At 63.0% G+C, this 24,827-nt stretch carries 24 protein-coding genes and 2 pseudogenes; 13 read left to right on the forward strand and 13 right to left on the reverse strand.

What is annotated here, in order from left to right; translation table 11 throughout:
• Positions 1–58: 58 nt before the first annotated feature.
• Entirely contained in the window at positions 59–2,770 is a 2,712-nt protein-coding gene (gene secA, locus J2857_RS28095; protein WP_210013353.1) for a preprotein translocase subunit SecA, read from the reverse strand.
• Between the two features lie 254 nt (positions 2,771–3,024).
• Between secA and J2857_RS28100 the strand changes: the two genes are divergently transcribed.
• From J2857_RS28100 to J2857_RS28125, 6 genes and pseudogenes are all read left to right on the forward strand, one after another.
• A complete protein-coding gene (locus J2857_RS28100; RefSeq protein ID WP_210013354.1) occupies positions 3,025–3,897 on the forward strand; it encodes a peptidylprolyl isomerase in 873 nt (290 codons plus the stop codon).
• Positions 3,898–3,958: 61 nt separating this feature from the next.
• Entirely contained in the window at positions 3,959–5,200 is a 1,242-nt protein-coding gene (gene argJ / locus J2857_RS28105; protein WP_210013355.1) for a bifunctional glutamate N-acetyltransferase/amino-acid acetyltransferase ArgJ, read from the forward strand.
• Positions 5,169–5,989, forward strand: a pseudogene (locus J2857_RS28110) (GNAT family N-acetyltransferase). The gene argJ and the pseudogene J2857_RS28110 overlap by 32 nt, the downstream one beginning before the upstream one ends.
• Positions 5,986–6,399: an 8-oxo-dGTP diphosphatase MutT gene (gene mutT, locus J2857_RS28115; RefSeq protein ID WP_210013357.1), complete on the forward strand. Its 414-nt coding sequence runs from the start codon at positions 5,986–5,988 to the stop codon at positions 6,397–6,399. Before J2857_RS28110 ends, mutT begins: the two are co-directional and overlap by 4 nt.
• Positions 6,400–6,506: 107 nt before the next feature.
• Entirely contained in the window at positions 6,507–6,827 is a 321-nt protein-coding gene (locus tag J2857_RS28120; RefSeq protein WP_038540203.1) for a hypothetical protein, read from the forward strand.
• Between the two features lie 46 nt (positions 6,828–6,873).
• The gene (locus tag J2857_RS28125; RefSeq protein WP_210013358.1) at positions 6,874–7,047 is read left to right on the forward strand and encodes a Flp family type IVb pilin; all 174 of its coding nucleotides are present in this window, start codon (positions 6,874–6,876) and stop codon (positions 7,045–7,047) included.
• Positions 7,048–7,052: 5 nt separating this feature from the next.
• On the opposite strand, the gene J2857_RS28130 is transcribed toward J2857_RS28125, so the two are convergent.
• Positions 7,053–7,925 (reverse strand): class I SAM-dependent methyltransferase, encoded by an 873-nt coding sequence (locus J2857_RS28130; protein WP_210013359.1) that lies wholly within the window; start codon positions 7,923–7,925, stop codon positions 7,053–7,055.
• A 58-nt stretch (positions 7,926–7,983) separates the two neighbouring features.
• On the opposite strand from J2857_RS28130, the gene J2857_RS28135 reads away from it, so the two are divergent.
• From J2857_RS28135 to J2857_RS28150, 4 genes are all read left to right on the forward strand, one after another.
• The gene (locus tag J2857_RS28135) at positions 7,984–8,760 is read left to right on the forward strand and encodes a ComF family protein (protein WP_210013403.1); all 777 of its coding nucleotides are present in this window, start codon (positions 7,984–7,986) and stop codon (positions 8,758–8,760) included.
• Positions 8,761–8,830: 70 nt separating this feature from the next.
• Positions 8,831–9,088, forward strand: coding sequence for a glutaredoxin 3 (gene grxC, locus J2857_RS28140; RefSeq protein WP_210013360.1), 258 nt, complete (start codon positions 8,831–8,833; stop codon positions 9,086–9,088).
• A gap of 12 nt (positions 9,089–9,100) precedes the next feature.
• On the forward strand, positions 9,101–9,955 hold the full coding sequence (locus tag J2857_RS28145) for a carbon-nitrogen hydrolase family protein (protein WP_210013361.1): 855 nt from the start codon (positions 9,101–9,103) through the stop codon (positions 9,953–9,955).
• Positions 9,952–10,380 carry a DUF1178 family protein gene (locus J2857_RS28150; protein ID WP_210013362.1) on the forward strand — a complete coding sequence of 143 codons (429 nt, stop codon included), beginning with the start codon at positions 9,952–9,954 and terminating at the stop codon, positions 10,378–10,380. The genes J2857_RS28145 and J2857_RS28150 overlap by 4 nt, the downstream gene beginning before the upstream one ends.
• A gap of 34 nt (positions 10,381–10,414) precedes the next feature.
• Here J2857_RS28150 and J2857_RS28155 read toward each other — a convergent pair whose 3' ends face one another.
• Genes J2857_RS28155 through J2857_RS28165 form a run of 3 tightly spaced genes read right to left on the reverse strand, consistent with a single transcriptional unit; the run spans position 10,415 to position 11,945 of the window.
• Positions 10,415–10,702: a ribbon-helix-helix domain-containing protein gene (locus J2857_RS28155; protein WP_210013363.1), complete on the reverse strand. Its 288-nt coding sequence runs from the start codon at positions 10,700–10,702 to the stop codon at positions 10,415–10,417.
• Between the two features lie 60 nt (positions 10,703–10,762).
• Positions 10,763–11,509, reverse strand: a complete 747-nt coding sequence (gene ubiG / locus J2857_RS28160; protein ID WP_210013364.1) for a bifunctional 2-polyprenyl-6-hydroxyphenol methylase/3-demethylubiquinol 3-O-methyltransferase UbiG — start codon at positions 11,507–11,509, stop codon at positions 10,763–10,765.
• A gap of 49 nt (positions 11,510–11,558) precedes the next feature.
• Positions 11,559–11,945, reverse strand: a complete 387-nt coding sequence (locus J2857_RS28165) for a hypothetical protein (RefSeq protein ID WP_210013365.1) — start codon at positions 11,943–11,945, stop codon at positions 11,559–11,561.
• Positions 11,946–12,455: 510 nt separating this feature from the next.
• Between J2857_RS28165 and J2857_RS28170 the strand changes: the two genes are divergently transcribed.
• Positions 12,456–13,349 (forward strand): alpha/beta hydrolase family protein, encoded by an 894-nt coding sequence (locus J2857_RS28170; protein WP_210013366.1) that lies wholly within the window; start codon positions 12,456–12,458, stop codon positions 13,347–13,349.
• A gap of 77 nt (positions 13,350–13,426) precedes the next feature.
• Here J2857_RS28170 and J2857_RS28175 read toward each other — a convergent pair whose 3' ends face one another.
• The 8 genes from J2857_RS28175 to J2857_RS28210 form a co-directional block, all read right to left on the reverse strand.
• Positions 13,427–13,669 carry a DUF6719 family protein gene (locus J2857_RS28175; protein ID WP_210013367.1) on the reverse strand — a complete coding sequence of 81 codons (243 nt, stop codon included), beginning with the start codon at positions 13,667–13,669 and terminating at the stop codon, positions 13,427–13,429.
• 107 nt (positions 13,670–13,776) lie between these two features.
• Positions 13,777–14,859 carry an ABC transporter ATP-binding protein gene (locus J2857_RS28180; protein WP_210013368.1) on the reverse strand — a complete coding sequence of 361 codons (1,083 nt, stop codon included), beginning with the start codon at positions 14,857–14,859 and terminating at the stop codon, positions 13,777–13,779.
• A 9-nt stretch (positions 14,860–14,868) separates the two neighbouring features.
• Complete coding sequence (locus J2857_RS28185) at positions 14,869–15,921, reverse strand: carbohydrate ABC transporter permease (protein ID WP_210013369.1); 1,053 nt, start codon at positions 15,919–15,921, stop codon at positions 14,869–14,871.
• On the reverse strand, positions 15,921–16,937 hold the full coding sequence (locus tag J2857_RS28190) for a carbohydrate ABC transporter permease (RefSeq protein WP_210013370.1): 1,017 nt from the start codon (positions 16,935–16,937) through the stop codon (positions 15,921–15,923). Before J2857_RS28190 ends, J2857_RS28185 begins: the two co-directional genes overlap by 1 nt.
• Before the next feature lie 195 nt (positions 16,938–17,132).
• Positions 17,133–18,401, reverse strand: coding sequence for an ABC transporter substrate-binding protein (locus tag J2857_RS28195; RefSeq protein ID WP_373426846.1), 1,269 nt, complete (start codon positions 18,399–18,401; stop codon positions 17,133–17,135).
• 50 nt (positions 18,402–18,451) lie between these two features.
• On the reverse strand, positions 18,452–20,935 hold the full coding sequence (locus J2857_RS28200) for a hypothetical protein (RefSeq protein WP_210013372.1): 2,484 nt from the start codon (positions 20,933–20,935) through the stop codon (positions 18,452–18,454).
• A gap of 8 nt (positions 20,936–20,943) precedes the next feature.
• Positions 20,944–21,780 carry a 5-dehydro-4-deoxy-D-glucuronate isomerase gene (kduI, locus tag J2857_RS28205; RefSeq protein ID WP_210013373.1) on the reverse strand — a complete coding sequence of 279 codons (837 nt, stop codon included), beginning with the start codon at positions 21,778–21,780 and terminating at the stop codon, positions 20,944–20,946.
• The gene (locus J2857_RS28210) at positions 21,777–22,877 is read right to left on the reverse strand and encodes a glycoside hydrolase family 88/105 protein (RefSeq protein ID WP_210013374.1); all 1,101 of its coding nucleotides are present in this window, start codon (positions 22,875–22,877) and stop codon (positions 21,777–21,779) included. Before J2857_RS28210 ends, kduI begins: the two co-directional genes overlap by 4 nt.
• Positions 22,878–23,023: 146 nt before the next feature.
• Here J2857_RS28210 and J2857_RS28215 point away from each other — a divergent pair, with 146 nt between their 5' ends.
• On the forward strand, positions 23,024–24,073 hold the full coding sequence (locus tag J2857_RS28215; protein WP_210013375.1) for a LacI family DNA-binding transcriptional regulator: 1,050 nt from the start codon (positions 23,024–23,026) through the stop codon (positions 24,071–24,073).
• Between the two features lie 140 nt (positions 24,074–24,213).
• A pseudogene (locus J2857_RS31150) lies at positions 24,214–24,780 on the forward strand (SH3 domain-containing protein); the annotation flags it as partial.
• Positions 24,781–24,827 lie beyond the last annotated feature (47 nt).

Genomic DNA, 24,827 nt, shown 5'->3' on the forward strand with positions numbered 1-24,827 from the left:
GGAAACGAAAACGCCGCCCGCAGGGCGGCGTTCGTATCATCAAGTTCTAGCAGATGCCTCAGGCCTGTTCGAAAGCGCCGTGGCAATGCTTGTATTTCTTGCCGGATCCGCATGGGCAGGCCTCGTTGCGGCCGATCTTGCCCCAGGTGGACTGGTCTTCCGGACGGCGGTCTTCCGGGGCGGCAATGAAGTTCTCGCTGTCGAAGCCGGTCACCTGATTGAGGCCGGTCGTCGGATCAACATGCTGTTCGTCGTAGATCGCCGGCGGCTGCGGCGGCTCGGGGTTCTGCACCAACTCGACGCGCATGAGCTGGGCGGTGACCGCCTCGCGCAGGTTGGCGAGCAGGGCCTGGAACAGCTCGAAGGCTTCCGCCTTGTATTCCTGCAGCGGGTCACGCTGGGCGTAACCGCGGAAGCCGATGACCGAGCGAAGATGGTCGAGATTGACGATATGCTCGCGCCACAGATGGTCGAGCGTCTGGAGCAGCACCGAGCGCTCGACATAGGTCATGATCTCGGCACCGAAACGCTCCTTGCGATCGGCGGCAGCCTTGTCGGCAGCCTCGGTGATGCGTTCGCGGATATCGGTCTCGCCGATGCCTTCTTCCTTGACCCAGTCCTCGATCGGCAGGTCGAGGTTGAGCATACGGCCGACGTCTTCGCGAAGGCCTGCGGCATTCCACTGTTCGGCATAGGCGCGTTCGGGAATATGCTTGGCGACGAGAACTTCGATCACCTCGTTGCGCATGTCCTCGACGGTCTCGGATACGTCTTCCGAGTCCATCATCTCGATGCGCTGCTCGAAGATCACCTTGCGCTGATCGTTGGTGACGTCGTCGTATTTCAGAAGGTTCTTGCGGATGTCGAAGTTGCGGGCTTCGACCTTCTTCTGGGCGCGTTCGAGTGCCTTGTTGATCCAGGGGTGGACGATCGCCTCGCCTTCCTTCAAGCCCAGCTTCTGCAGCATGCTGTCCATGCGGTCGGAGCCGAAGATGCGCATCAGGTCGTCCTGGAGCGACAGGTAGAATTTCGAGCGGCCCGGGTCGCCCTGACGGCCGGAACGGCCGCGCAGCTGGTTGTCGATGCGGCGGCTTTCGTGGCGTTCCGTGGCGATGACGTAGAGGCCCCCGGCGGCAAGCGCCTTTTCCTTGAGCTGCCTGACTTCTTCGCGGCTTGCCGCTTCCTTGGCATCGCGCTCCGGACCCGGCTCCATGCCTTCGAGCTCGCGCTCGAGGCGCATGTCGATATTGCCGCCGAGCTGGATGTCGGTGCCGCGGCCAGCCATGTTGGTGGCGATCGTGACGGCGCCCGGCACGCCGGCCTGCGACACGATATAGGCTTCCTGCTCGTGGTAACGGGCGTTCAGGACCTGGAAGTTGGTGAACCCGGACTGGCGAAGCATGGTCGCCAGCAATTCCGACTTCTCGATCGAGGTGGTACCGACGAGAACCGGCTGGCCGCGCTCATGGGCGTCCTTGATCTCGGCGATGATCGCCTTGAACTTTTCGTCGAAGGTCCGGTAGACCTCGTCGTCCTCGTCGATACGCTGGATCGGCAGGTTGGTCGGCACTTCGACCACTTCGAGCTTGTAGATGTTGCCGAACTCTTCCGCCTCGGTCTGCGCCGTACCGGTCATCCCGGCGAGCTTTCCGTACATGCGGAAATAGTTCTGGAAGGTGATCGAGGAGAGCGTCTGGTTCTCCGGCTGGATCTGCACCTTTTCCTTGGCTTCGAGCGCCTGATGCTGGCCTTCCGAATACCGGCGGCCGGGCATCATGCGGCCCGTGAATTCGTCGATGATGACGATCTCGTCGTTGCGGACGATATAATCCTTGTCGCGGGTGAAGAGCTTGTGGGCCTTCAGCGCGTTGTTGATGTGGTGGACGATCGCGACGTTCTCGACGTCGTAGAGGGATTCGCCCTTCAGCAGGCCCGCCTGGCGCAGCAGGTTTTCGAGCTTCTCGGTGCCGGCTTCGGAGAAGTTGGCGGAGCGCTGCTTTTCGTCGATCTCGTAGTCTTCCGGCGTCAGGACCGGGATGAAGGCGTCGATCGTGTTGTAGAGTTCCGAACGGTCGTCGAGCGGGCCGGAGATGATCAGCGGCGTGCGCGCCTCGTCGACCAGGATCGAGTCCACTTCGTCGACGATCGCGTAATTGTGTCCGCGCTGGACCATCTGGCTGCGCTCGTACTTCATGTTATCGCGCAGATAATCGAAGCCGAGTTCGTTGTTGGTGGCGTAGGTGATGTCGCAGGCGTAGTTGGCGCGGCGCTGGTCGTCGTCGAGGCCATGGACGATGACGCCGGTGGTCAGGCCCAGGAAGCCGTAGAGCTTGCCCATCGTGTGGGCGTCGCGCTGGGCGAGGTAGTCGTTGACGGTGACCACATGCACGCCCTTGCCGGCGAGCGCGTTCAAATAGACGGGCAGGGTCGCCACCAGCGTCTTGCCTTCACCGGTCTTCATCTCGGCGATCGCGCCATCGTGGAGGATCATGCCGCCGGTCAGCTGCACGTCGAACGGGCGCATGCCGAGCACGCGGCGGGACGCCTCGCGCACGACCGCAAAGGCCGGGATCAGGAGGTCGTCGAGCGTCTTGCCGTCGGCGAGCAGTTTCCTGAACTCCACGGTCTGGGCTGCAAGCTGTTCGTCGGAGAGAGCCTTGGTCTTCTCCTCGATCGCATTGATAGCGTCGATGCTCGGCTGATAGCTGCGCACGCGGCGATCGTTTGCCGAACCGAACAATTTGCGGGCGATGCCGCCAAGGCTGACCATACGAATGGTCCTTTCTGAAATCTGTCCCATGGGGGCGTGGGACCGGTCGAACCATCGGTTTCTGATGCCGATAAAATGACCCGTCACGCCCGGAAACTCTGCTGGACGCCAAGTTGCGTGACAGATAAGAGGGGGGTCGAATGATGTCAACGGTGGCGGCCGATACAGAATGGCCACAATCCGGTGTTTGTGAAGGTTTTCTGGCCGGAATCAGACGTTCTGAAACCGGTTCCCTTATCGAAAGGTCTTTATCGATGTTGCGCCACAAATTTCTCATGACGGCCGCGCTGGCCGCTGCGATCCTCTGCCAGGCTCCTGCCTTTGCGGCGGAAGATCCGGTCGTTGCCAAGGTCGGTGAGCTGGAAATCCACCAGTCGGAACTGGATATTGCGGTCCAGAACCTCGACCCGCAGCTCGCCCAGCTTCCCGACGACCAGAAGAAGGTCGCAGCCCTTTCCGGCGCCATCGACGTCAAGCTGCTCGCCAAGGGCGCTCTCGCCGAAGGCATCAAGGACACCCCCGACTTCAAAAAGCGGATGGACTATATCGCCGACCGCGAACTGCATAACGCCTATTTCCGCAAGCATGTGATCGACGCCACCACCCCTGCAGAGATCAAGGCCCGTTACGACAAGGAAATCGCTTCCCTGCCGAAGCAGGAAGAAGTGCATGCCCGCCACATCCTCGTGAAGACCGAGGACGAGGCCAAGGCGGTCATCGCCGATCTCGACAAGGGCAAGGATTTCGCCGCGATCGCCAAGGAAAAGTCGCAGGACAGCAACAAGGACGAAGGCGGCGACCTCGGCTGGTTCGGCCGCGGCCGCATGGTTCCGGAATTCGAGGAAGCCGCTTTCGCGCTGAAGAAGGGCGAATACACCAAGACCCCGGTCAAGTCACAGTTCGGCTATCACGTCATCAAGCTCGAAGACAAGCGCGATGCTCCGGCACCGGCTTTCGAGCAGGTCGAGGACCAGGTCAAGCAGCTGGTGATGCGCGACAAGTATGTCGCTCTCATCACCAAGGCCAAGAGCGAACAGAAGATCGACATCAAGGATGAGGCCCTCAGGAAGGGTTATGACGATGTCAGCAAGATGCAGGACGCGGGCGACGCGCCGGTCCAGAAGTAAGCTTTGACAACGGGCCTGGTTCTTCCAGGCCCTTTTCCTATTTGAGCCAGGTAGTTTTCCGATGTCCGATTCCGTTTCGCCGCTTGCTCCGAAATCCTATCCCGACATGCCGGCGATCCGCGGCGTGCGGATGGCGACCGCCGCCGCCGGGATCAAGTACAAGAACCGCACCGACGTGCTGCTGATGGTGTTCGACGAGCCGGCGACCGTCGCCGGCGTCTTCACCCGCTCCAAATGCCCTTCGGCGCCGGTCGATTTCTGCCGCGCCAATCTGTCGCACGGGGTCGCCCGCGCCGTGGTCGTCAATTCCGGCAACGCGAATGCCTTTACCGGCATCAAGGGCAAGGCTGCGACGGCGCTTACCGCGAAATCGGCCTCCGAAGCGGTCGGCTGCGGCGAAAACGAGGTTTATCTGGCATCGACCGGCGTGATCGGCGAACCACTGGACGCGACGAAATTCGCGGGCGTGCTCGGCGACATGAACACCGGCGCCACCGGCGACTTCTGGCTGGAAGCGGCACGAGCGATCATGACCACCGACACCTATCCGAAGGTCGCGACCCGCACCGCCGAGATCGGTGGCGTCAAGGTGACGATCAACGGCATCTCCAAGGGTGCGGGCATGATCGCGCCCGACATGGCGACGATGCTGTCCTTCGTGGCGACCGATGCCGACATCGCGTCGCCGGTTCTGCAGAGCCTGCTTTCCGCCGGCGTCGGCCCGAGTTTCAATTCGGTCACCGTCGACAGCGACACGTCTACCTCCGACACGCTGATGCTGTTTGCGACCAGTGCTGCCGCCGCGGACGGCCAGGCCCGCGTCGAAACCGCCGACGACCCGCGTCTGACGAGCTTCCGCGCGGCGCTCAACGATCTGCTCAAGGATCTGGCGCTGCAGGTCGTCCGCGACGGCGAAGGCGCCCGCAAGATGGTCGAAATCACCGTCACCGGTGCCGAAAGCGATGCAGCAGCGAAGACGATCGCTCTTTCGATCGCCAACTCGCCGCTGGTCAAGACCGCGATCGCCGGCGAAGACGCCAATTGGGGCCGCATCGTCATGGCCGTCGGCAAGTCGGGCGAAATGGCCGACCGCGACCGGCTGGCGATCTGGTTCGGCGACGTGCGCGTTGCCGTCGACGGCGAGCGTGATCCGGCCTATTCCGAAGCCGCGACCACCGCCGTCATGAAGGAACAGGACATTCCGGTGAAGGTCGATATCGGTCTTGGCAACGGCCGGGCGACCGTCTGGACCTGCGACCTCACCAAGGAATATGTTGCCATCAACGGCGACTACCGGAGCTGACAGGAATTGAACGAAGCATCTTCTCCTCAGAACGATCTGCCATTGGTCAGGCGGCTCGAAGCCGTGGGCTTTCGGGCCTGGCCGGCGGCGTCCGTCGTTTATGACGGAAGCTGGCAGGTGCGGCTGACGGGCGGCCACCCTTCCAAGCGATTGAACTGCATCGTGCCGCTTGATCCCTCCGATCACCGCGACATGGCGATGCGGCTCGAGAAGGCGCGCAAGCGGTTCGAGAATTACGGCCGTCAGCTGGTCGTCCGGGAGACGCCGCTCGCTCCTCCCAAGCTCATCGACCATCTCGATGCCGCCGGCTGGCGGGTGTTCGAAACCGTCGACGTCCTGAGCGTCAACCTCACCGAACTGGAACTGCCGGACACGCTCGATCACCTGCCGAGCCACGATATCGGCCGGTTCTGCGATGCGAGCCTTGCGGTTGATAGCGAGGATCCGGCTCTAAAGCCGGCGCTTGCCGAGATTCTGAGTTCGATCAAGCCGACTTCCGGCTTCTTCATCAAGGAGAATCCGCAGGAAGGGGCCGCCGCCGTGGCGCTCTGCGTCCAGGACAACGATCTTGCCGGCATCATCTCCTTTGCCGTGGCCAAAGAGCATCGGCGCGAGGGTGTGGGCACCGAAATCCTCTCCTCGGCGCTGCGCTGGGCTCGCATCAGCGGTGCGCGTTCGGCCTGGCTGCAAGTGGTTTCGACCAACGAACCGGCGATGGCGCTTTATCGGAAGTTCGGCTTCCGCAAGGCCTACGAGTACCGTTACTGGCGGCAGGAAAGCCGGGCATGAGCGACACCCCCCGCAAGATCCTGCTCGTCGCCGCCTGCGCGCTGATCGATACCGACGGCCGCATCCTTCTGGCCCAGCGTCCCGAAGGCAAGTCGCTGGCCGGCCTCTGGGAGTTTCCCGGCGGCAAGGTCGAGTCCGGTGAGACGCCCGAGGAGACGCTGGTGCGCGAGCTCGAGGAAGAATTGGGCATTGTCACCAGGATTCCCTGCCTTGCGCCGCTCACCTTCGCCAGCCACACCTACGAAACCTTCCACCTGCTGATGCCGCTCTATATCTGCCGTCGCTTCGAAGGCATTCCGACGGGCAGGGAAGGGCAGGCGATCAAGTGGGTGCGGCCGAACGCACTCAGGGATTACCCGATGCCGCCGGCCGACGAGCCGCTGATCCCGATCCTGCAGGACCTGCTCTGATCGGTAAAATTGGAGCCGTCGGATTTATACGGCGTTAAGGGATCGTTTAGCCGATTGTGGCACCTTCAAGGCTTATCCGGTAACGCGTTGATGAGGCTTTAGAAGGCATGGACGAGGAATTCTGGAAAACTGTGCGGGTCCGTCAGCGGACGACGCATGGCTCCGGCAAAACCGGCGCGCTCAATATCGCACTCCTGTTCGGGACGGCCGCAATCGCGCTTTCGCTGATCGTGACGCCGATGCTTGCCAGCCGCAATGATGAGCGCCGACTGGCGCATGTCCAGGAAGATTTCGACCTGATCAGTACGGGCTCCATCAAGCCCGGCGAAAAGGGCGCAAGACATTATACGATCCGGCGCAGCGTGCTGCAGGAAACGCCCGGCTCTGTCTGCATCGTGCAGGGCTACGGCGTCGGCAGCGACTGCTGATACCCGGGCCTTTTAGGACCGCATATTTTGGTTTGAAGGATTTTCCATGCGCCTTTTCAGATTCCTTCTGAATGATAACAGCGGCGCAACGGCCGTGGAATATGGCCTCATCGTTTCCATTCTGGCGGTAACGCTGTTTACGGCGCTCGGTGGCTATTACGACCTGATGAACAACATGTTCGGCGGTATCGCGAATACCTACGAGGACGCTACCCGCTAACGCTGTTATTCCGTTTCCCTGCGCAACGCGTCGGCCAGCCGCATCTTGGCGGAGCCCGGCTTCAACGGCTTCTGCTGGCTTTCGTGCGGCGCCCAGCCGGATGCGTAGATGATCGAGAACGTGGCGCGGATGCGGCCGTCCGGATCGGAATAACGTTCCGCATAAAGCTCTGCAGCCCTTACGAAGAAACGCCTTGCGACCGGCACGCGGCTGCGGCCGGCGAGGGGATTGGTCATGCCCATGGCGCGCAGGTCCCGCATCAGCGGGAAAAGCGAGTCGTAACGCACCGTATAGGTCTCGGCGTCGACGACCGGCAAAGAGAAGCCGGCCCGTTGCAAGAGGGCGCCGACATCGCGCACATCGGCGAACGGAATGACGCGAGGGCTCGCGCCGCCCGTTAGTTCAGCCTCTGCGGACAGAAGGACGTCGCGCATTTCCTGGAGCGTGCCGGAGCCGGGGATCGCCGCCAGAAAAAGCCCATCGGGCTTCAGCGCCCGGCGGATGCGGATCAGCGTGCCGGGCGTGTCGTTGACCAGATGCAGCGACAGCGGCGACAGGACCAGATTGACGGAACCGGGTTCCAAGGGCACATCTTCCAATGGCGCCGCTGTGAAGGCATCTCCAGGTCGGGCAAAGGCGGCATCCGTCTCGACGCGGCTTAAGGTGCCGATCTTGCCGGTGGCGAGCGCCTCGCGGGCGGCGATGCCGGTTCCGCCGTGGAGTTCGACCGCTGTCTCGAACTTCCGTTCGACGACCGACAGCCGGTCTGCAAGCTCGCGTCCGGCGATGTCGAGGAGGAAGGCGGCGTTGCTGTCCCGGGTGGTTATCGCGCGTCTGCGCCGTGCGCTCACCAGCTGTTCGTCGAAAAGAATTTCCATGGCCGTCCACTCGTATTCTGCCGTCGCAAAGGCGCGCTCCGTCCGCTATTGTCAAGTCATGTCCGCCGAGCCCTACGTCAATGCCCTGCGACTTTTAACATCGTTTACCGTGGGGTGGACGAGATGGGTGGGCGATCTCGTCTATCCGCCGATCTGTCCGGGCTGCGGGGTGCGGACTGGGGCGCATCAGGGTTTTTGCCCCACCTGCTGGCGGGAGATCCGTTTCATCGAGCGGCCTTATTGCGAAAAGCTTGGTCTGCCGTTTTCGTATGATCCGGGGCCCGGCATCCTGTCGGCCCAAGCCATTGCCGAACCACCGGTCTTCGACCGCCTGCGTTCGGCAGCAATCTTCGAGGGCGCGGCCCGTGACCTCGTCCATTCGCTGAAATACCGCGACCGCACCGATCTTGCGGGCATGATGGCCGGCTGGATGCTGCGCGCCTCGGACGGGCATGTTGCCGCCTGCGACGCCATCCTGCCCGTACCGCTGCATCGCTCCCGTTTCGCCTCACGGAAATTCAACCAGGCGGCGGAGCTCGCCCGGCATCTGTCACAGAAATCCGGGCGGCCGTTCCTCGCCTCCACCCTCATCCGCGTCAAGCGCACGAACCGGCAGGTGGGGCTTTCGGCGCGGGCTCGCGAGGACAACGTGCGGGCGGCTTTCGCGATCGCTCCGGGCCATGAGGATCGCATATTCGGTAAGCGGCTGGTGCTGATCGACGATGTCTATACGACCGGTGCGACAGTTTCATCCGCCACCCGCGCATTGAAGAAAGCAGGCGCCGCGGAGGTCACGGTTTTGACCTTTGCAATGGCTGTTGCCGCGCCTATATGACAGAAGAAGACATTATTGCGCGCGGCCTATCTCCGACTTCCTTCCCCCTGGGCCGCGCCCGGAGACGATCATGGCAGAGGTCACTATCTATACCCGCGAATATTGCGGTTACTGCGCACGCGCCAAGGCACTGCTGGAGACGAAAGGCGTTTCCTATACCGAGCATGACGCGACCTATTCGCAGGAATTGCGCCAGGAGATGATCGGCAAGGCGAACGGTCGTTCGACCTTCCCGCAGATCTTCATCGACGGCGCGCATGTCGGCGGCTGCGACGATCTGCACGCACTTGACAGAGCGGGCAAGCTGGACCCGATGCTGGCGAACTGAGAGGTATCTTGCATGGCTTTCAAGGTTGCTGCCATCCAGATGTGTTCCGGCGTCGATCCGGAAAGGAACGCCGCCGACATGGCCCGGCTGGTGCGTGAAGCCGCGGCGCACGGTGCGGTCTATATTCAGACCCCGGAGATGACCGGCTTCCTGCAGCGGGACCGCAAGGCCATGCGCGCCGTGCTGCGCGACGAGGCGGGAGACATCATCGTTTCGACCGCCCGGAGCCTCGCGAGCGAACTCGGCATCCATCTGCATATCGGCTCGACGGCGATTGCCGTCGATGGCGGCAAGATCGCCAACCGCGCCTTCCTGTTCGCGCCGTGCGGCCGGCAGATCTGCACCTATGACAAGATCCATATGTTCGATGTCGATCTGGACAATGGCGAGAGCTGGCGCGAGAGCTCGGCCTATGAGCCGGGCAGCGAAGCCCGTGTCGCGGACCTGCCCTTCGGCAAGCTTGGGTTCGCGATCTGCTACGATGTGCGTTTCCCGCAGCTTTTCCGCACGGAAGCCTTGGCCGGGGCCGAGATCCTGACCGTGCCGGCCGCCTTTACCCGCCAGACCGGCGAGGCTCATTGGGAGATCCTGCTGCGTGCCCGGGCGATCGAGAACGGCGCCTTCGTGATTGCCGCCGCCCAGGCCGGCGTGCATGAGGACGGCCGCGAGACATTTGGCCATTCGATGATCGTCGATCCCTGGGGCAAGGTCTTGGCATCCGCCGGCGGCAACGGCGAGGGCGTCGTGCTGGCCGATATCGACATCGCCGCAGTCGCTGCGGCACGGGGAAAGATCCCGAACCTGAAGAACGCCCGCGAGTTCTCGCTCGATGCGGTTCCCGACGCGGCGGGAGAGGTGGCCGCTTGATCAAGTATTCGCTCATCTGCGACAATGCCCACACGTTCGAAGGCTGGTTTTCGGAAAGCGCCGATTTCGACCGGCAGGTAGCGAGCGGGTTCCTCACCTGTCCGGTCTGCAATTCCGCCTCGGTCTCCAAAACGCTGATGACGCCTTCTGTTTCGACCGCCCGAAAAAAGGAAGAGAAGCAGGCGATGGTGATGGACCTGGCCCGCCAGGAAGCGATCGCCAAGCTCAAGGAAGCGGTTGCAGCGATCAAGGCCAATGCCGAGGACGTGGGCGAAAAATTCCCCGAGGAAGCCCGCAAGATCCATTACGGCGAGGCGGATGCCCGCGGCATCATCGGCCAGGCGAGCCTCGGCGAGGTGCGCGACCTTCTCGACGAAGGCATCGAGGTCGCACCGCTGCCGGTCATCCCCGAAGACACGAACTGAATGATCGGGGCGGCGAAACGGCTGGCGGCCTGAGCTAGTGGCCGGCGCTGGTACTGTGCCCGCTTTTGGCTATGCCTAGCCGTTTACGGACTTCCGCAAATGCTTCGTCGATCGGGACTACGCGGCCGGCCCGAACATCGTCGAGCCCCTTCTGCAACTTTGCGTCCAGCCGTTCGCGGGCACGTTCGCGCTCGTAACGCTCGCGCAGTACCGTCTCGATATATTCGCCAGAGGACGTGAAGGAGCCGCGCTCCATTTGATCGCGAACGAAATCCTGGATGTCCGGCTCCCGTGTCACGGTGATTTTCACGGCCTCGGCCATTGGTCTCTCCAGAAGAAAGCTCCAAAGCTTATCACAGAAACGGCAGGCCGCGGAAGTTCCTCACGCCGGGCGCTTGGCCAGCATCATGTAGTTGACGTCCATGTCCGGCGACAGGTTCCAGCGGTCCTGGAGAGGGTTGAAGAAGACGCCGGTGCGGTGGATGATGTCCATGCCGGCTGAGGAGATCGGTCTTTCGAGCTCGTCCGGGCGGACCAGCTTTTCGTATTGATGGGTGCCGCGGGGCAGCCAGCGCAGGATGTTTTCGGCGGCAAAAATTGCGAGCGCGCCGGCCTTGAAGGTGCGGTTGATGGTGGCGACGAACATCAGGCCGCCGGGGCGGACCATGTTGGCGCAGGTGGTGATGAAGAAATTGACGTCCGCGACGTGTTCCACCACTTCCATGTTCAGCACGACATCGAAAGTCTCGCCGGCTTCGGCGAGCTGTTCGGCGGTGACGGCGCGGTAGTCCACCGAGGTTCCGGTTTCCGCCGCATGGGTCGAGGCGATGCCGATGTTCTTTTCCGACGGGTCGGCGCCGACGACAGTCGCGCCCATGCGCGCGATCGGCTCGGAGAGCAGGCCGCCGCCGCAGCCGATATCGAGGATGCGCAGGCCGGAAAGGGGAAGGTGGCTATGGGGATCGCGGCCAAAATTTTCGCAGATTCGGTCGCGGAGATAGGCGAGCCGCACGGGGTTGAACTTGTGGAGTGGCTTGAACTTGCCGGTCGGGTCCCACCACTCCGCGGCCATGGCGGAAAACCGATCCACTTCGCTCTGGTCGATCGTGCTGCGGGCGACTTCTGTCATGGTCCTGCTCCTTGTTCTATCGTTGAAGTCGGATGGAGCTGACGAGAAGTCAAGAGATGTTTCTCGCAGGGCGCCGCCTTGCCGCAGTCCAGATGCAGACGCGCAGCAGGTCGACATTCGGTTCTTCCGTCGCGGCCTGTTGAAGCTCCTGCATGGTCTGTCTGAAAAGTTCATAATATTCCGGGTCGCGATTGGCGATACAAAGCGGAAGATCGGCGCAAGCCTTGCCGCTCAGGCCGATTTCCTGCTGGGCGCGGACTTTCCGGATCTTATGGATCGACGGCAGCATCGGGCCGCTGCAGACACGCCGGCGGCGGCAGGCGCGCAAACGGCAGAAGCCGTTGCCCAGAAAGCCGAGCGACGCCGTGGCGCGGCATAATTCCTCATGCTGTTCGGCGCGAAGCTTTTCGTAGTCGCTCAAACCCGATTTATCCATGTCCTTCCGTGAACCTCCTGCAAGACGGAGTCCGTTCTTGGTGATGCCAGTCATTTCAGTTTCGGGTCGAACCCGAGGATCGGCCGGGACACGTCGTGTGCCTCGATTGAAATTTTAATAGTGACACGCGACGTGTCCCGTTCGGTGTGTTTTTCCGCGCAATTCCGGTCCCTCTGCGGCGATATGGAATTTAACTCCGTGGAAATGAGCACGGATGCCATACCGGGTTGTGTGCGACACACGCACGCCCCGCCTTAAGGCGAGAGGGGACCATTTTCTGCGCAGCCCCTGGCAACCCGCTTGCATAACGGGGGTTCGCCAGATCACCGGTCCCATCTCGCCGGTTATGCGGACCGGTGTAGCCGAGACGGGACGGGTCGATTGTAGGCATGGATCGTAAGGCGGGGATGCGAGGGAAGGAGTTTTCGTCTATGTCTTTGAAAAGCCGTAGGGCACAAAAGGCAGTCATCCTCGCTTGGAGGGCAGGATGGCGAGCCGGGAGGAGGGACGATGGCGATCACGGTTGAGCGATTGAAGGAGTTGCTTGCCTTCGAGGAGGTCGTCCTGACGCTTACGGACAGTTCCACGGAATTCCGGGACGGCTATATTCTCGAGAGGCTGCGGTTTCGCTTGGGCGACGGGACGGAAGTGCGCGGCTTCCTGACCAGGCCGAGCGAAGGCTTCCTGACCACAGGTCCGGCGATCCTGCATGCCCATGCGCATGGCGCCCGGTGGGATATCGGCGCCTCCGAACTGATCGACGGCCGGCCGGCTCTGCTCGATGCGCCGGGGCCGGCGCTGGCGCGCGAGGGATATGTGGTTCTGTGCATCGACATGCCAACCTTCGGCGAACGCGCAGGGGTAACGGAAGATGCGGCGACCAAGGCGGCGCTCTGGCACGGGAAAACGCTGTTCGGGCAGATGCTGTCCGAACAGGCTGCGGCGCTGACCTGGCTTGCAGGGCGGCCGGAGGTCGATCCGCAAAGGATCGGCGTCGCGGGGCTGTCGATGGGCGCGACGCTTGCCTATTTCCTCGCGGCGCTCGATTCGCGGGCGAAGGCGAATGCGCACTTATGCTGTTACGCGGATTTCGCGACCCTGGTCGAAACCGGCGCCCACGACCTGCACGGCCATTACCTGACCGTGCCGGGGCTGCTCAGGGAAACCTCGGTCGGCGAGATCGCCGGACTGGCGGCGCCGCGGCCGCAGCTGATCTGCATCGGCTGGGACGACCCGTTGACGCCGCCTGACGCGGTGGAGCGCGCCTTTGCCGAGACCGAGGCGGCTTATCTGAAGGCCGAAGCGCTCGGCGCGCTGGTGTTCCTGCCGGAGGCAGGCGTCGGCCATCGCGAGACAGTGGCGATGCGACGGGCGATGCTGGCCTTTTTCAAAAGCTATCTCTGAAGATATCTCTCAGACGAACAGCGTCTTTCGGGCCGCGTCTTTTCGGGCAGCAACCATCTCTCCAGCGATCGCCGGAGCTACCGCGTGCCGTTCAGATGCACGCACCTCTTGCCGATCTGTTCCTTGCGCTGCGACTTGGTGTATCGCGCGATCATGCCGGCGGGGCAGCTCTTGTCGTCGAACAGGACGGACTCGCCGGCCGCCATCGTCGCCGGCGTCGGCTTGGTCTTGACCATTCTGGTCTGGGCATTGGCCGGCGACACCGTGGCCGGTCCGACGAAGACCACGGCCAACAATAGAATCACAAGAATACGGAACATCAGAACCTCCCCTCCCGCTGCGGTTGGTGAGGGATTGTAACGTTCGCGCAATCGGCCGGCCATTCCATCGTCCGGTTGAGGCGGGCTCGATGAAATGGGGGGTGGGACTAGCTCCCCTTCACCCTCAGTCCATTCCGGTCGAACAGGTGCAAGGGGGCGCCGGCGACGGAGAAATGGGCTTCGTCTCCCGGAGAAAGCTGCTTCTGGCCGGGAACGACGGCGAGAAGTTTTTCGCCGTTCAGATCCGCGTGGATGACCGTTTCGGAGCCGAGGGCTTCGACCAGCCGGACCTTGACCTTGAGGCTGCCGGGATCGTTGGCGATCGTGATGTGCTGCGGGCGGATGCCGATCGTCAGCTTGTCGCCGACAGACAGGGAATGGCCCGAGAATGGTACGAGCATGCGATGATCACCCGATGTCACCAATGTCACCGTGCCGGTCTGCAACTCGGCGACCTCGCCGGCGAGGAAGTTCATGTGGGGCGCGCCGATGAAACCGGCGACGAAGCGGTTGGCGGGCGTGTTGTAGAGGTCGAGCGGGGTGCCGACCTGTTCGATCTTGCCGGCGCGCATGACGACGATGCGATGGGCAAGCGTCATCGCCTCCACCTGGTCATGGGTGACGTAGATCATCGTCGAGCCGAGGCGGGCGTGGAGTGCCGCAAGTTCGGCGCGGGTCGAGACGCGCAGTTCGGCGTCGAGGTTCGACAGCGGCTCGTCGAGCAGGAAGGCGGTCGGGCGACGCACGATGGCGCGGCCGATTGCGACACGCTGGCGCTGGCCGCCGGAAAGCTGGCCGGGCCGGCGCTCGAGATAGGGCTCGATCTCCAGCATGCGGGCGGCTTCGTTAATGCGATCTGCCACTTCGGCCTTGGGCATATTGGAGTTTTCGAGGCCGAAGGCGAGGTTCTGGCGCACGCTCATATGCGGGTAGAGCGCGTAGGACTGGAAGACCATGGCAAGGCCGCGATCGGCGGCGGAGACTTCGTTGACACGCTTGCCGTCGATTTCGATCTGGCCGCCGGTGACCTTTTCAAGGCCGGCGATGGTGCGCAGCAAGGTCGACTTTCCGCAGCCGGACGGGCCGACGAAAACGATGAACTCGCCGTCCTTGATATCGAGGTCGATGTCCTTCAGGACGTCGACTGCGCCGAAGGATTTCTTGATTTTGGTGAGTGTGATCTCGCCCATCGGGGATCCTTACTTCAGGCCGGTGCCGGCAATGCCGGTGGTGATGAAACGCTGCAGGAAGATGAAGACAAGCACGACCGGGATCATGGTCACGACCGTCATCGCCAGGATGAAGTGCCACTGGACGTTGAGCTCGCCGGAATAGATGCTGAGGCCCACCTGCAGGGTGTAGAGCTCGCGGCGCGACAGCACGATCAGCGGCCACAGGAAGTCGTTCCAGCGCCAGACGACCGAAAAGATCGCCAGCACGGCGAGCGCCGGTGCCGTCAGCGGCAGGACGATGCGCCAGTAGATCTGCCATTCGGACGCCTTGTCCATGCGCGCCGCATCGATCAATTCGTCGGGAATGGTCAGCATGTACTGACGCAGGATGAAGACGCCGGTCGGGGTCGCCACCGTCGGCAGGATGACACCCCAGAGGCTGTTGAAAAGCCCGAGCGACGAGATGATCGAATAGAGCGGCACCATGATGACCGAAAGCGGCACCATCAGCGTCGCAAGGATGATCAGCATCGCGAGGCTGCGGCCCTTGAACTCGTATTTCGACAGCGCGAAGGCGGCCATGGAATTGACGATCAGGGTGATCAGCGTTGCCGTCACCGTCACGAAGACCGAGTTCCATAGGTAGCGCAGGAAATCGAACTGGGTGAAGGGCGTCGTATAGTTTTCCGTGGCAAACGAGACCGAACGTACCGGGGTGCGATCGTTGATGTTGACGCGGACGATCTCGCCTGGCGTCTTCGGATCGACCATCTGGGCGACGAGGCCGATGCGGCGCACCTCGGCCAGCACCTTGGTCGAACCATCCGGCATCTTGGCGTCGAAGAGCTGCAGCGGCTTGTCGTAGCCCTGGACGGTCGCCTGGCTGGTGACATAGGGCAGGATCGACGGCGGGAATTCGGCAAGCGCTGCCGGCGTCTTGAAGGACGAGAAGGCGAGCCAGACGGCCGGGCCGAACATGATGATCAGTCCGCCGATGAGCCAGACCCAGGTGACGATATCCGTCCAGTGCCAGCTTTTGCCGCCGCGGCGGCGCAGAATGAAGCGGGAGGCGACACCCATTAGCGTTTCCCCTTCTTTTCGCTACGCTGGCCAATACCGAGTTGGACCAGAGTAAGCACCACGAGCACGAGGCCCATCAGGATCGAGGCGGCAGCGGCAAGGCCCGGATTGCGGAGCGCCGAAGCAAAGCCGGTCTCGTAGATATATTGCGTGAGGTAGAGCGTGCTGGTGCCGGGACCGCCGCCGGTCAGCACGAAGACCTCGTCGAAGATCTGCACGGCCTTGATCAGTGCGAGGACAACGACGACCAGGAGATTGGGCATGAGAAGCGGCAGCGTGATGCGCCGGAAGACGCGCGCCGGCTTGGTGCCGTCCATTTCGGCGGCTTCATAGAGATCTTTGGGGATCGCCTGAAGGCCGGCGAGCAGGATCAGCGTGTAGAGGCCCATATGCGCCCAGATCGATACGCCGATCGTCGCGATGAAGGTCCAGTTGCGGTCGGTGAGCCAGGTATAGGGCTCGATGCCGAACTGGTAGAGGCCGAAATTCAGGAGGCCCTGGCGCTGCAGGATCCATTTCCAGATCAGGCCGACGACAACCGGCGACAGCAGGACCGGGAAGAAGAACACGGCGCGCCAGAAGGAGCGGGCGGCGAGATCGCGGTTGAGGATCAATGCCGTGATCAGCGAAACGCCGATCATCAGCGCCACCTGCAGGATCACGAACCAGAACGTGTTGCCGACGGCGGTCCAGAAGGCATCCTCCTGGCAGGACATCGGGTCGAGGTAGTTGGCGCACTGGAACAGGCGGGCATATTGGTCGGTGCCGACGAACTGGCGCTCGGAGAGGAAAAAGGCGGTGCCGCCGGTCATCGAGTAGACGAAGTTGATGACGAGGGGCAGCAGCACGAAAATGCCGAAGATCAGCATGTTCGGGGCAAGGAATACGGCCGCCATGCCGCCGATGCCGGTCGTCTTCTGGACGGCGCGGAGCGGTATGTCGATGATGCGCATCAGGAGGTGTACAGGCGCCATGAGGAGGCTGCCGAGGCGGTCGGTGAGAGACGTCGTGCTCATGTTGGTATTCCATCCCTCCTTGTCTTCTTGTCCGGATGGCGAGGCTCGCCCGTCATCCGCCTGCCGGAACCTTCTCCCCGCAGGCGGGGAGAAGGGATATGCTGCGCCGTCGCCGTCCACCCTCGCCCGGCTTGCGGGGAGAGGGTGCGCCGAGCGGAGCAGAGGCGGGGTGAAGGTTTCTCACCCACGCTGTCATCAGAGGCCGCTGTCCTTGACCTTCTGGGCGATGTCGGCGTCGATACGGGTGAACGCGTCTTCGAGCTTCAGTTCGCCGGCAAGGGTCTGACCGACGCGGGTGACGATCGCGGCATAGACCGTGTCGGACCAGCGCCAGCCGGGCAGCTTCAAGGCTGTGTCGGCGGTGGTCTTGGATGCCTCGACATATTTGGTCAACGCCGCCTTGGCGAAGGCGTTGTCGGTCTTGAAGTCGAGGCCGCCCTTGTCGACGACGCCCTTGTGGCCGGGCAGGAAGAGGGTGCGCTCGGAGAATTCCTTGACGATCTTCTCCTGGGCGAACCAGTCCATGACGGCTGCGACGTCCTTCGGGTTCTTGGTGTATTTCACAGCGACGAGTGCCGCGCCGCCGGGCATGCCGGTGCAGGCAGCGGGGCCGCAGGGGCTGCCGGTCGCGACCCAGTCAAAGCTGTTGCCGATCTTGGTGGTGAGGTTCGCCACCTGCCAGGAACCGGAATAATAGAAGGCGAGCTGGCCATTGATGAAGTCTTCGGCCGCGGCGCGGTAGGTCGAGCCGGCCGCCGAGACCCAGACGTCCTTGGCGAAGGAGCCTTCACCGACCCAACCGACGAACTTGGTCAGGAAGTCCTTGGCGCCCTTGTCGAGCGGAGCGGGCTTGCCGTCCTGGCCGACATAGTTGGCGCCGTAAGACAGGAGCGGAGCGGTGAGGCGGTGGCCGGAACGGTCGATCGCCATGGCGAACGGAAGCTTCTGGCTATCCTTCACCTTCTTGGACGCTGCCGCCCATTCTTCCCAGGTGGCCTTCGGGCCCGGCAGCGGGACGCCGGCCTGATCGAACAGGGTCTTGTTGGCATAACCGCCGGTGAGCGTGATCTGCGTCATGAAGCCGGAGATCTGCTTGGAGCCGTCCGGACGCATCCAGTCGGCCTGGGCGCCGAAATTGTCGTCCCAATACTTGGCATCCTTGACCAGCGGGCGCAGGTCGAGCCAATGCCTGGAAAGGTCCTTGATCGCCGTGACGCGGGCGATGTCCGGGCCGTTGCCGGCTTCGAGCTGGACGGGCAGCTGGTCCTTGATGACGCTGTAGGCAACGTTGTCGAGGATGACGTTGATGCCCGGGTTTTCCTTCATGAAACGACCAACGAGGTCCTTCATGACGTCGCCTTCGACGCCGTCCGAATACCACATAATCCGCACGTCGCCGGCATGGGCTGCCGTCGACATCAGAAGGGCGAGCGCTGCGCCCGCCAGAAGCGATTTGGTTTTCATGGTCATTTCCTCCTCTGAATGGACGGGCCTCCACCCGTCCGGTTTTTAGATCACGAAGCGCTCAGCATTGTTGCTTCGCCTTTTACTGTATAGTCCGCCCGCGCGATCACGCGGCCTTCGGCCTCCACGGAGCCGTCCTTCCTGAAGCGGACGGTACCATATTCCGGGTCCTCGACAACGACGGCGCCGTCGGATTCCTGCCTCGGGGCGAGCCCGCTGAAACGGTATTCTACGGCCGTGAGATTGTCCGATTCGCAGACGCGGACGATCCAGCGGGTCTTGCGGCCGTACTGGCGCAGTTCAGCCCCTGCCGACGGTCCATCGGTCACGGCCTCCAGCTTCGAGGGGCTGAGCAGCATGACGGCGCCCTTGCCGGAGCGGGCAAGCGCCACGCCGCCGGAAACGAGTGTTTCGTCGAACTCGGCCTTGGGGAACCAGGCGTGGGTGAAATCCGGCTGTTCCTCGTAGGTGGTGAATTCGAGGACGGCGAGGCCGCGATATTGCTGGGCGCGCGGGATGGTGCCGCAGCCGCCCCAATAGGACGGGCGGCCGTAGCCGAACTGGATGGTTTCGCCCGGATGGTTGATCCAGATCGCCGCTTCCGGCTTGTCGCCGAGGCGCAGGTGCAGGACGGTTTCCTGGTAACCCCATTCGTCCCAGCGGTAATGGACCGTCGAGCCCATGGCGAAGTGCTCGCCCTTGTAGTGATAAAGAGCGGCGAAGGAGTTTTCGCCCTGGGCGAAACGCCATTCCTGGTGCTGGCTGCCGCGGTGATCGGCAATCGCGGCGAACTCGGCCGGGATTTCGAGACCATGATCGCGCAGGCAGACGGCCATCTGCGGCAGGCAATGGACGCGGCGGCCATACCAGCCCTTGCCCCAGAGCAGGCGGGCGACGCCGGACAGTTCCAGCGAGCGGCCGGCGCAGAGCGTGTGCTCGTAGGAGCGGCCCTGCGCTGCGGTGACCATGCCATGATGGGCGGAGCGGGCGATGATTTCGCAGAGGCGGACGATGCCCGCCTTGGCGCGGTCGGCGATATCCTTGTCCGGGGAGAGCGCGGCAAGCGCCGTCAGCCCCTTGAGGTCGATCGGGAAATAGGGCGCCGAGTTGAACTCGGCCATTTCCCAGTGCTCGAAATGGTCGAGCCAGGCGCGGACGCGGGCGGCACCGACCTTCGCCTGCTCCGAACCTTTGCGGCCGGAACGGACGAAGGTGGCGTCTGGGAGGAGGCTGCCCGCGAGATAGGCGGAAGTATGGAACAGCAGGGCGTGGTTTTCGGAGAAATACCACTGCACGTCATTGCCCGGCTCATCCATCCAGTAACGATAGTTGAGGATGGCGCCGTCGATGCGGTTCCTGGTCTTTTCGTTGATGTCCTTGCCCCAGACGGTGCGCGACCAGATGAGCGGCACCAGCGAGAAGTCGGCGCAGTCGTGGCAGTCTTCGATCGAGGGCAGGATTTCCTCGATCATCGCATCCGTATCGGGACCGGAACGGCCGCTTGCGAGACGGGCGAAGGCGCGCACGGTGTCGCGCTCGGAATTTTCCGAAATTTGCGCCAGGGTCTCGGTGATGCGGTCGCCCAGCGACGCGGGAGCCTGACCCTGGCTTTCGGCATGGCAGATCTCGACGCCGAGTGAACGGGACACGACGAAGCCGCCGGCATTGAGGGTGATGCGGAAGTGGCGGAAGTCGGCGGGCGCCTTTTCCGACGGGCCGATATTGAGGCTCGTGGCGCCGGCTGCCAGGGTGAAGTCGTAATCGAAGCGCTCGCGCGACATGAAGTCGCCCTCGACCGCGACATTGACCTTAACCTCGACCGGCAGGGGCGCGGAGAGAGCCAAGGTGATGTCGCCGCCGAAATAATGCTGGCGGTCGAAATACATGGTGTCGAGCGCCTTTTCGAGGCTTGCGGCGACGGCACTTGTGACCGGGACCGGCAGGGCGACACTGGCAGCCGGGCCGGAGAGATAGTCGAACTGGTAGAAATAACGGGCATCGCGCTCGGCGAGGTCGTCGAAGAACAGGGTGATCTCGTTCAAACCGGCGACCAGCGGCAGTTCGAATTCCTGCTTGGCTTCGAGATTGCGGCTATAGGGCGCCATCCAGCCGGCTTCCGTGCCGTTGACCCAGATGACCGCGCCGCCGCAGGTGCCGAGGCGGATCTTCGCGGTGCCGGCGGTCTCCGCCTCGATATAGGTGCGGGTCCAGGTGGCGAGACGGGTCGGGCGGAACCAGAAGCCCGACAGATCGAGCCGCGGCGAACCGAAGGGCAGCCACCAGCGGGTCGCGTCGAAAGAGCCGCGGACATCCGGGCGCTTGCCGCGGTAGGTTTCGGCAAAGATGGTGCGGCAGGGATATTCGTGCGGGATGAAGTTCTTGACCTTGGTCAGGAAGAAGAACGGGTCCATCTCGCCCTTCATCGGGGCGTCGGGCACGTCGAAACGCTCTTGCGCGATGCTGCCGAGCTGCCAGTAGCGGACGGCTTCGCCCGGCTTCAAGGTTTTCCGCATCCAGTTTGCTTCGGGATTCATGGTCGTCTTCACTTCAGTTCGCTAAGGGCCACGGGGGCCACGTCGTTATATTCCTGGTTTTCGCCGGTCATGCCCCAGACGAAGGCGTATTGCGCCGTGCCGGCGCCCATATGGATCGACCAGGCAGGCGACAGAACCGCGTCGAGGTTCTTGACCACGAGGTGGCGCGTTTCTTCCGGGCGGCCCATCAGGTGGATGACGCGCTCTTCCTCGGGCAGGTCGAAATAGCAGTAGGCTTCCATGCGGCGCTCATGCAGGTGTGGCGGCATGGTGTTCCAGATGCTGCCGTCGGCGAGATCGGTAATGCCGAGCAGAAGCAGGCAGGACGGCGTGACTTCCGGATGGATGTACATCCTGAGGTTCCGCAGGTTGGCGCGCTTGGCATCGCCGAACGTCAGCATCTTGGATTCCGCCCGCTTGATGAGGCGGTGGGGGATATCGGCGCCGGCGGGAACGGAGTTCATGTAGAACCGGGCCGGCTTTTCGGCCGAGGCGCTGGCGACAGAGATGTCCTGGGCGCCGCGGCCGACATAAAGCACGTCGCGGTTTTCGAGCGTGAAACTCTTGCCGTCGACCGAGACGACGCCGGTGCCGCCGAGATTGGCGATGCCCATTTCGCGGGCCGAGAGCAGGAAGGGCGTGCCGATGTCTTCGCCGGAGCCGAAGCGCAGCGTCGACGATACCGGGACTGCGCCGCCGACGATGAGGCGGTCGACATGGGTATAGGTGAAGCTGACCTTGTCGGCCTGGAACAGATCTTCCATCAGGAATTCGGCGCGCAGGCGCGCGGTGTCGTAAGCCTTGATGTCGTTGGGGCCGGCCCCGTAGAGAACTTTCATCGTCATGCCGTCTCGCCTCCCGTTTCCACATGCCGGATGGCTTCGGAGAGGCAGAGGATCGAAAGCGCCTGCCCGTAGCCGGTCGGCTGGATGGGAATGTCCCTGTAGAATTGCAGATCATGGCCCATACGCGTTCCATAGGAAACGTTGAGCACGGTGCCGGTTTCGTCGATATTGGCGAGCACCGCTTCGACAGCCTTGAGGCCGGCGACGCGCCATTCGTGGGTGCCAAGCCCGAGGCGATAGCCCTTGAGCAGGCCGTAACCGAAGCCGGCCGTCGCCGAGATTTCCTCGTAGGACGACGGATCGTCGAGCAAGGTGCGCCAGGCGCCGGAAGCGGCCTGCAGCGGCAGCAGCGCGTTGACCTGCGCTGTCAACACGCCGAGCAGGAAGTCCTTTATCGGCTTCGAAACCTCGGCGAGGTCGAAAAGGTCGAGCATGCCGGCGGTGATCCAGGCGTTGCCGCGCGCCCAGCGGGCTTGCGCAAAATTGTGCCGGCCCTGGAAGGTCCAGCCATGGAACCAGAGGCCAGTCTTGGTGTCGGCGAGATAACGAGAGTGGACGAGGAACTGGCGGGCCGCTTCATCGACCAGTTCGCGGCGGCCGCTCGCCTCGCCGTAGGAGGCGAGGAAGAGAGCGACCATGTAAAGCGTGTCGTCCCAGAGTTCGTCGTCGTTCACCTTGTCGGAGACGTGATGCTCGAAGGCGCCTTCCTCGGTGCGGCCCATCTGGCTCATGACCCGGTCGGCCCAGGCGTCCAGCACCGGCTGCCAGCGCGGGTCGCGGGTTTCGCGCCAGAGAACGGACAGGCCGAGCATCGGCGCCGTCGTATTGACGTTGAGCGAGGGAAGGCCGGCTTCGATGCGGGCCACGTACCAGTTCTCGATCAGCGCCTTCAGATCGTCGCGGCCAGTGAACAGCCACAGCCGGATCAGACCGTAGAGGCCGACGCCCTGCGGCCATTCCCAGCTTTCGAAAGAGATATAGTCGCCGGCGGTTCCGTCGAGATTGGGTTCGTGGAAACGACCGTCGTCACGAAGCCCGGTCATGCCGGTCACGAGGCGGTCAAGCTTTTCACGGATCTCCCGGGCTGAAAGGCCCATGTCTCAATTCCTCCCTTTGCAGCAGCATTTGCTGCGCAGCATTTCGATCCGCATCTCCCGAGCGGCAGTTCTATGAAAACATCTGAAAATTGATTGCGCAATCTGAAAATTTTTTGCAGTGTGCGCATTCATGAACGGAGGATGCCATGGCAGCGACGATCGTGCCGGGCAAGCGCGGCAAGAAAAGCCGGCGGGTGCGGCTGGAGGATATTGCGGGAAAGGTGGGCGTGTCGCTCTCCACCGTATCGCGGGCGCTGGCCGGCGAGAAGGGCGTGCGCGCGGACATCCGCCAGCGGATCATGGAGGCAGCGAAAGACGCCAATTACGCAATGCCGACGCCGGTCGCCGGCAAGAAGGTGATCCTGGCGGCCTCCAGCGCGGCGATGATCGACTACGTGCGCAATCAGTTCACGCTCTATGTGCTGGAAGGGCTGCGGGATCGTGCGCAGGCTCTCGGGTTTGAAATCGTCACCCGCGCGGTCGCCGACCAGTCGGAGGAGAAGGTGGTTCTGGAGGAGGCGCTGGTCGATCCCGACGTCGCGGGATTGCTGTTCTTGACCGTCGATGACGAAGGAATGCTCGAGGCCACCCGCGGTTTCGGCAAGCCGGTGGTGCTGATCAACGGCGACGATCCGATGATGCGGCTGTCGAGCGTAACCCCCTGCAATCGCTCGGCCGCGCATCTTGCGACCGACTATCTCATCCGGCTGGGCCACAGACGCATCCTGTTCCTGATGCGCCCCGGCCGGCGGACGATCGACCGGCGGCGCGAAGGTTGGCAGGATGCCTTCCAACATCACGGTCTGCCTTGTCCTCCGGATCTCGTCGTGCCGGTCGAGGACTGGCTGCCGGAGCTTGCTGCCCAGGCGGTCAGCGAGCGGTTGCGCAGGAACGGGCTCGATTTCACGGCTGTGCTGACGGCGGGCGACAGTCTCGCAGTCGGTGCGATGATGGGCGTGCAGCAGATGGGGTATACCGTACCGGGCGACGTTTCGGTGATGGGCATGGACGACCTGCCGCAGGCCGCCTTCCTCAATCCGCCGCTGACGACCGTGCATGTTCCGATGCGCGAGCTCGGCGCCGTGGCGCTCGATCTTCTGCGGGACGGGATGACGGGATTTGCAAATCCGGCGCGGCGGGTAGAGCTTGCCTGTCATATCGCCGAGCGCCAATCGACCGGGCCGGCCAGAGGTTGACACCGCACAATCGGTTATTCATGCACCATTCAGCGCCGTGCTGGAACAATGCGGATGTCTCGAACATTGACATCCGGCGAAATCCGCCCGGCAAATGGTCAAGTCCGGTTCATGTTATTCGGTTTCTCAGGAGGAAGCCCGTGAAGAAAGTTCTGGTGTCCGTTGCGGCACTTTGCGCCCTGTTCGTGGCGCCGTCGATTGCGGATGCGGCCGTGCGCGGGGTTGCCACGACCAATGTCAACATGCGGTCCGGGCCAAGCACCGGCTATCCGGCCGTCGACGTCATTCCGGTCGGCGCGCCGGTCACGATCTATGGCTGCATGAGCAGCGTCAACTGGTGCGACGTCGCCTTCGTCGGCGGACGCGGTTGGGTGTCGGGCAATTACGTGCAGGCGACCTATCGTTCCAACCGAGTCTATGTTGCCCCCGACTATTACGAGGGCCTCGGCATTCCGATGGTCACGTTTGACGTCGGCAACTATTGGGGGCGTTACTATCGCAACCGCGACTTCTATCGTGATCGCGATCGTTGGGACCGCTACGACTGGAGGCGCGACGCGCGGCTTCCGCCGCCTCCGCCTGCGCCGCCACGCTGGGATCGTTACGGTGACCCGCGTTGGGATCGGGATCGCAGCTGGAGCCCGGGAGACCCCCAGCCGCCCCGTCCGCCGGTCTGGCGCGGCGACCGTGACCGTTTCTACCGGGACCCCGGTTGACCTAGCCCGCTGCAGTGGTTCGACCGCTGGCCCATTCA

Origin of the sequence: Neorhizobium galegae, from assembly GCF_017877055.1 — a bacterium.
Classification (GTDB): domain Bacteria; phylum Pseudomonadota; class Alphaproteobacteria; order Rhizobiales; family Rhizobiaceae; genus Neorhizobium; species Neorhizobium galegae_D.

Coding starts and splice junctions, on each gene's coding strand:
- secA (WP_210013353.1), bottom strand. CDS start 2,770: ATGGTCAGCCTTGGCGGCATCGCCCGCAAATTGTTCGGTTCGGCAAAC.
- J2857_RS28100 (WP_210013354.1), top strand. CDS start 3,025: ATGTTGCGCCACAAATTTCTCATGACGGCCGCGCTGGCCGCTGCGATC.
- argJ (WP_210013355.1), top strand. CDS start 3,959: ATGTCCGATTCCGTTTCGCCGCTTGCTCCGAAATCCTATCCCGACATG.
- mutT (WP_210013357.1), top strand. CDS start 5,986: ATGAGCGACACCCCCCGCAAGATCCTGCTCGTCGCCGCCTGCGCGCTG.
- J2857_RS28120 (WP_038540203.1), top strand. CDS start 6,507: ATGGACGAGGAATTCTGGAAAACTGTGCGGGTCCGTCAGCGGACGACG.
- J2857_RS28125 (WP_210013358.1), top strand. CDS start 6,874: ATGCGCCTTTTCAGATTCCTTCTGAATGATAACAGCGGCGCAACGGCC.
- J2857_RS28130 (WP_210013359.1), bottom strand. CDS start 7,925: ATGGAAATTCTTTTCGACGAACAGCTGGTGAGCGCACGGCGCAGACGC.
- J2857_RS28135 (WP_210013403.1), top strand. CDS start 7,984: ATGTCCGCCGAGCCCTACGTCAATGCCCTGCGACTTTTAACATCGTTT.
- grxC (WP_210013360.1), top strand. CDS start 8,831: ATGGCAGAGGTCACTATCTATACCCGCGAATATTGCGGTTACTGCGCA.
- J2857_RS28145 (WP_210013361.1), top strand. CDS start 9,101: ATGGCTTTCAAGGTTGCTGCCATCCAGATGTGTTCCGGCGTCGATCCG.
- J2857_RS28155 (WP_210013363.1), bottom strand. CDS start 10,702: ATGGCCGAGGCCGTGAAAATCACCGTGACACGGGAGCCGGACATCCAG.
- ubiG (WP_210013364.1), bottom strand. CDS start 11,509: ATGACAGAAGTCGCCCGCAGCACGATCGACCAGAGCGAAGTGGATCGG.
- J2857_RS28165 (WP_210013365.1), bottom strand. CDS start 11,945: ATGGATAAATCGGGTTTGAGCGACTACGAAAAGCTTCGCGCCGAACAG.
- J2857_RS28170 (WP_210013366.1), top strand. CDS start 12,456: ATGGCGATCACGGTTGAGCGATTGAAGGAGTTGCTTGCCTTCGAGGAG.
- J2857_RS28175 (WP_210013367.1), bottom strand. CDS start 13,669: ATGTTCCGTATTCTTGTGATTCTATTGTTGGCCGTGGTCTTCGTCGGA.
- J2857_RS28180 (WP_210013368.1), bottom strand. CDS start 14,859: ATGGGCGAGATCACACTCACCAAAATCAAGAAATCCTTCGGCGCAGTC.
- J2857_RS28185 (WP_210013369.1), bottom strand. CDS start 15,921: ATGGGTGTCGCCTCCCGCTTCATTCTGCGCCGCCGCGGCGGCAAAAGC.
- J2857_RS28190 (WP_210013370.1), bottom strand. CDS start 16,937: ATGAGCACGACGTCTCTCACCGACCGCCTCGGCAGCCTCCTCATGGCG.
- J2857_RS28195 (WP_373426846.1), bottom strand. CDS start 18,401: ATGAAAACCAAATCGCTTCTGGCGGGCGCAGCGCTCGCCCTTCTGATG.
- J2857_RS28200 (WP_210013372.1), bottom strand. CDS start 20,935: ATGAATCCCGAAGCAAACTGGATGCGGAAAACCTTGAAGCCGGGCGAA.
- kduI (WP_210013373.1), bottom strand. CDS start 21,780: ATGACGATGAAAGTTCTCTACGGGGCCGGCCCCAACGACATCAAGGCT.
- J2857_RS28210 (WP_210013374.1), bottom strand. CDS start 22,877: ATGGGCCTTTCAGCCCGGGAGATCCGTGAAAAGCTTGACCGCCTCGTG.
- J2857_RS28215 (WP_210013375.1), top strand. CDS start 23,024: ATGGCAGCGACGATCGTGCCGGGCAAGCGCGGCAAGAAAAGCCGGCGG.